This is a genomic window from Rhodoblastus sp. (assembly GCF_041915505.1).
Lineage (GTDB): Bacteria > Pseudomonadota > Alphaproteobacteria > Rhizobiales > Beijerinckiaceae > Rhodoblastus.
The window spans coordinates 1-5223 of the sequence record NZ_JAYSBG010000254.1 but is presented as its reverse complement, the minus strand read 5'-3'; the positions used below and the strand labels follow the sequence as shown (position 1 = coordinate 5223).

The window sequence follows — 5223 nt, the reverse complement described above, 5'->3', positions numbered from 1 at the left end:
GGCTGTCGCTCTTGACCGCCTCCATCGGGACGATGCGCACTTCCGCGAGCAGCGCGTCCAGAGCCTGTTCGTTATGCGGCTCGACGAAGAAATCCGCCGCCGCCTCGGCCACGACATCGCCGATTCCGTCAATATCATTGATGCGCCGCCGCGCCTCGCTGTCCGGCGTGGCGTGGCGCGCCGTCTCGCGCAGGGCCTCGAAGGTCTCGAAGGAGCGCGCAAGCCGGATGGCGTTGGTCTCGCCGACATGGCGTATGCCCAAAGCGAAAATGAAGCGGTTGAGCGTGATCTCGCGCCGCGCCTCGATGGCCTCGAACAATTTGCGCGTCGAAACTTTGCCGAAGCCCTCGAAATTCTCGATCTTGGTCAAGCTCGCCTTGTCGCGCGCCTGCAAGGTGAAAATATCCGCCGGCGTGGCGATCAGGCCCTTTTCGTAAAAGAAGGCGATCTGCTTGTCGCCCAGCCCCTCGATGTCGAAGGCGTTGCGCGAACAGAAATGGCGCAGCTTTTCGACCGCCTGGGCCGGACAGACCAGACCGCCGGTGCAGCGCCGCGCCGCTTCGGGCTCGCCGGTCTTGGCGTCGATCTCGCGCACCGCCGCCGAGCCGCAGGCGGGGCATATTTGCGGAAATTGATAGGGGCTGGCGCCGTCCGGGCGCTTGTCGGCTACAATTCCGAGAATTTGCGGAATGACGTCGCCGGCGCGCTGCACGATCACCGTATCGCCGATGCGGATATCCTTGCGCGCGATCTCGTCCTCATTGTGCAAGGTGGCGTTGGAGACCACCACGCCGCCGACGGTGACGGGATCGAGCCGCGCCACCGGGGTCAGCACGCCGGTGCGGCCGACCTGAATCTCGATATCGCGCAGGACCGAGGTCGCTTTTTCGGCGGGAAATTTATGCGCTATTGCCCAACGGGGGGCGCGCGAGACGAAGCCCAGCCGCTGCTGCAAGGCCAGCTCATTGACCTTGTAGACCACGCCGTCAATGTCATAGCCGAGCGACGCGCGGCGGCTTTCGATGTCGCGGAAATGAGCAAGCATTTCCGCCGCCGAATCGCACAGAATCGTCAACGGATTGACCGTGAAGCCGAAGGCGCGGAAGGCGGCCATCATGCCGATCTGCGTGTCGGCGGGAAGCGTGGGCTCCGCCGCTCCCCAAGCATAAGCGAAGAATTTGAGCGGCCTTTGCGCGGTGATGTTTGCGTCGAGCTGGCGCAGCGAGCCCGCCGCCGCATTGCGCGGATTGGCGAATAAAGGCTTGTCCGCCGCCGCCTGCCGGGCGTTGAGCGCAGCGAAATCCGCATGGCTCATATAGACTTCGCCGCGTATGTCGATCACCTCCGGCGCGGCGCCCGCGAGCCTGTGCGGGATATCGGCTATGGTGCGGACATTGGCGGTCACATCCTCGCCGACCAGGCCGTCGCCGCGCGTGGCCGCATTGACCAGAACGCCTTTTTCATAGCGCAGCGAGCAGGACAGGCCGTCGATCTTCGGCTCGGCGGTGAAGGCGACGTCCTCCCCCGCGCCGAGGCCCAGAAAGCGTTTCACGCGGGCGACAAATTCCACCAATTCGTCATCGGCGAAAATATTGCCGAGCGACAGCATCGGAACGGCATGGGTGATTTTCGCGAATTTCTCGGCCGGCGCCGCGCCGACTTTTTTGCTGAGGGATTCTTCGTCCGCCAGTGCGGGAAATTGCTTTTCCAGCGCCTCATAGCGGCGGCGCAGGACGTCATAATCGGCGTCGGAAATCACCGGCGCGTCATTCTGGTAATAGGCGCGGTCATGGGCGGCGATTTCCTCGCCGAGCCTTTGATGTTCCGCGCGGGCGCGGGCCAGATCGTCGCTCTTGCTCATGCCCCGAGATTTAGAGGAATTTTCCTGCGGAGGCGATAAGCCCCTCGGTTATTGCGCGTTTTCGATCAGCCGCGCGGCGGCGGCGCGGGCTTCCTCGGTAATGGTCGCGCCCGCCAGCATGCGGGCGATTTCCTCGCGGCGATGTTCGTCGACGAGCGGCGCGACCCGTGTGGCGGCGCGCGCGCCCTTGTCGGCGAGATCCTTGGAGATGCGCATATGGGTGGTGGCCCGCGCCGCGACCTGCGGCGCATGGGTGACGGACAGCACCTGCACCCGCGCGCCGAGCCGCGCCAGTCTTTGGCCGATGGCGTCGGCGGCGGCGCCGCCCGCGCCCGAATCGATCTCGTCGAACACCAGGGTCGGCGCCGAGCCGCGATCGGCCAGCACCACTTTCAGCGCCAGCATGAAGCGCGACAGCTCGCCGCCCGAGGCGACCTTCATCAGCGGCCCCGGCCGCGCGCCGGGATTGGTCTGGACCCAGAATTCGACCTTTTCCGCGCCCTCGGGACCGGCCTGCGCTTCATCCGTGACAAGCTGGGTGGTGAAGACGGCGCGTTCGAGCTTGAGCGGCGGCAATTCGGCGGTGACGGCGACGTCGAGCGCCTTGACCGCCTTGCGGCGCGCCTCGGTTAGAGCGGCGGCGCGACGGCGGTAATCGGCGTCAGCCGCCTCGCGCGCCTTGCCGAGCGCGACCAGCCGCGCCTCGCTGGCGTCGAGCGCGGCGAGATCGGCGGCGAATTTGTCCGCCAGAGCCGGCAGATGATCGACGGAGGCCGAATATTTGCGCGAGGCCGCGCGCAAGGCGAACAGCCGCTCCTCGACCTGTTCCAGCGCGCGCGGATCAAATTCAGCGTCGCGCAAGGCCTGATCCAGCGCCTGCTGGGCGAGATCGAGCGCGGTCAAAGCCTGATCGAGCGCCTTGAGCGCGGGGTCGATCAACTGCGGCGCCTGCGGCTGGCGGCGCTCCAGCCGGCGCAGCGCCGCCGAGAGCGTGGAGAGCGGCGAGCCGTCGCCGGAAACGCTGTCCTGCGCGTCGCGCAGGTCGCCGACGACCTTTTCCGCCTGCATCATCGCCGTGCGCTGGGCCGAGAGCGCCTCTTCCTCGCCGGACTGCGGGGCGAGCTTGGACAATTCCGCATAAGCGTGGCCGAGATAATCGGCCTCCTTGCGCGCCGCCTCGACGGCGGCCTGCTCGTCGCGCAAGGCCTTTTCCGCCGCCCGCAGCGCGTTATGCGCGTCGCGCGTCGCCGTCAGCAGCGCGCCATGGCCGCCAAAGGCGTCGAGCAAGGCGCGATGGACATTGGGATCGACCAGAGCGCGGTCGTCGTGCTGGCCGTGGATTTCGACCAGTTTCTCGCCAATGGCGCGCAAAGCCTGGACGCTGACCGGCTGGTCGTTGACGAAGGCGCGGCTGCGGCCGTCGGCCATCTGCATGCGACGGAGAATCAGGTCGCCCTCGACGGCGAGCTCCTGTTCGGCGGCGGCGAGGCGCGCGGGATGGTCCGGCGGCGGATCGAACACGGCGACCACCTGTCCCTGCGGCTGGCCGGAGCGCACCAGCCCGCCATCGCCGCGCCCGCCAAGCGCGAGGGAAAACGCATCAAGCAGGATGGATTTGCCGGCGCCGGTCTCGCCGGTAAGCACGGTCAGGCCGGGGCCAATGTCGAGCTCCAGCCGGTCGATCAGGACGATGTCGCGAATCGCGAGCTGGACCAGCATGAACCCCGCCTCGACTTCCTCAGAAGGAATAGACGGAAATGGCGCTCAGCTCAATCCGACGCCCTTGAACGCCTTGGAAATCCATGAGCCCTCATGTTCCTGCGGCGTCAGTCCGTCGGCGCGCAGACGCTCGAAGGCGTCCTTGTACCATTGCGAATTGGGATAATTGGCGCCCAGAACCGCGGCGGCGGTCTCGGCCTCGCTGGTGAGGCCGATGGCGAGATAGGCCTCCGTCAGGCGCTCGAGCGCCTCCTCGGCCTCGCGCGTGGTCTGGTATTTGAACAGCACCTCGCGGAAACGGTTGATCGCGGCCGTGTAATTCTTGCGCTTCAGATAATAGCGGCCGACCTCCAGCTCGTGGCCGGCGAGCTGGTCGCGGCAGATCTGGATCTTGTAGCGCGAATCGTCCGCATATTGGGACTTCGGATATTTGTCGACGATGGTCTGGTAATATTTCAGCGCCTTGATCATGCGGTCCTGATCGCGCTGAACATCCGGCATTTCGCCGTACATGGCCTGGCCCGCCAGATAATTGACGTAAGCCGCGTCGGGCGAATTGGGATAGAGCGTGTTGAAGCGATCGGCCGCCGTCGAGGCCTCGACATAGGAGCCGGCGAGGTAATTGGAGTAAACCTCCATGACCAGCGCCTTGCGCGTCCATTCGCTGAACGGATATTGCTTCTGGAGCGTCGCGAAGTCCTTGGCCGCGCTCTCGTAATCGTGCTTGTCGATCTTGGCGAGGCCTTCATTGTAGTAGCGATCCGCCGGGACGTTGGGATCGACCTTCATCTCATATTTATTGTTCGAAAAAGGATTGAGATCCTCCAGCGAAAAACAATAGGCCGACGAGGCGAACCCCAGCGAGGCGCCGCTCGCCAGAAGGGCGACGCCAAATGTCTTGAGGCCTTTGGCTTTGATAAAGGTCATTCAACACGCTCGTTGTGAGGCGGGCGCGCCGACGGCCCGGATGAGTTCGCTTAAATCTTCGACGGAAACGCCCTGAGCCGAACCTTCGGACCAATCCCCTGGACCGGTCCCTGGAGCCGGGCCCGGCGCGCCGCCTGCCACGCGCATAGCGCCGCGCGCGCAAAAGCAAAAGCGATTTTTTACGGCATTTTTAAGACTTGAACGCCCCTCGCAAGGATCCGCAAGGGGCGACAAGATCGACAGTCGTTTGAAAAACCGAGCTTTTTCGCTCAGTTGCGTTCCGGCATGAACACCGGCGCGGCGACCAGGCCGAGATCGGCGCGAACGCCTTCGCGCGGGGCCGGCGCGGCGTCGACGAAGCGATAGGCCGTGCGATCGGAAAACAGGGCCGCGAGAATGGCCACGTTCAGCTTATGGCCGCCGCAATAGGAACGGTATTCGCCGATCAGGGGCGCCCCGGCGAGGGCGAGGTCGCCAACCGCGTCCAGCATTTTGTGACGGACGAATTCGTCCGAATAGCGCAGCCCTTCGGGATTGAGCACGCGGTCGTCCTCGATGCCGACCGAATTGTCGAGCGAGGCGCCGAGCGCGAAACCGGCGGCGACGAGGCGCTTGACGTCCGAAAGAAAGCCGAAGGTGCGGGCGCGGGCGAGATCGCGGCGGAAGGCGGTGGGTTCAAGATCGAGGATCTTGCGCTGGCGGCCGATGGCGCCGCT

4 protein-coding genes are annotated in these 5223 nt (G+C 65.2%); all 4 read right to left on the bottom strand.

What is annotated here, in order from left to right; all coding sequences use genetic code 11:
* Positions 1-1861 (bottom strand): NAD-dependent DNA ligase LigA (gene ligA / locus ACE3S9_RS14415; protein WP_374547173.1); only part of this gene is annotated, 1861 nt, incomplete at its 3' end.
* 48 nt (positions 1862-1909) lie between these two features.
* The gene (recN, locus tag ACE3S9_RS14410; RefSeq protein ID WP_374547172.1) at positions 1910-3580 is read right to left on the bottom strand and encodes a DNA repair protein RecN; all 1671 of its coding nucleotides are present in this window, start codon (positions 3578-3580) and stop codon (positions 1910-1912) included.
* A 45-nt stretch (positions 3581-3625) separates the two neighbouring features.
* The gene (locus tag ACE3S9_RS14405; RefSeq protein WP_374547171.1) at positions 3626-4507 is read right to left on the bottom strand and encodes an outer membrane protein assembly factor BamD; all 882 of its coding nucleotides are present in this window, start codon (positions 4505-4507) and stop codon (positions 3626-3628) included.
* A gap of 269 nt (positions 4508-4776) precedes the next feature.
* On the bottom strand, positions 4777-5223 hold a 447-nt coding region (locus tag ACE3S9_RS14400; protein ID WP_374547170.1), incomplete at its 5' end, for a UDP-3-O-acyl-N-acetylglucosamine deacetylase.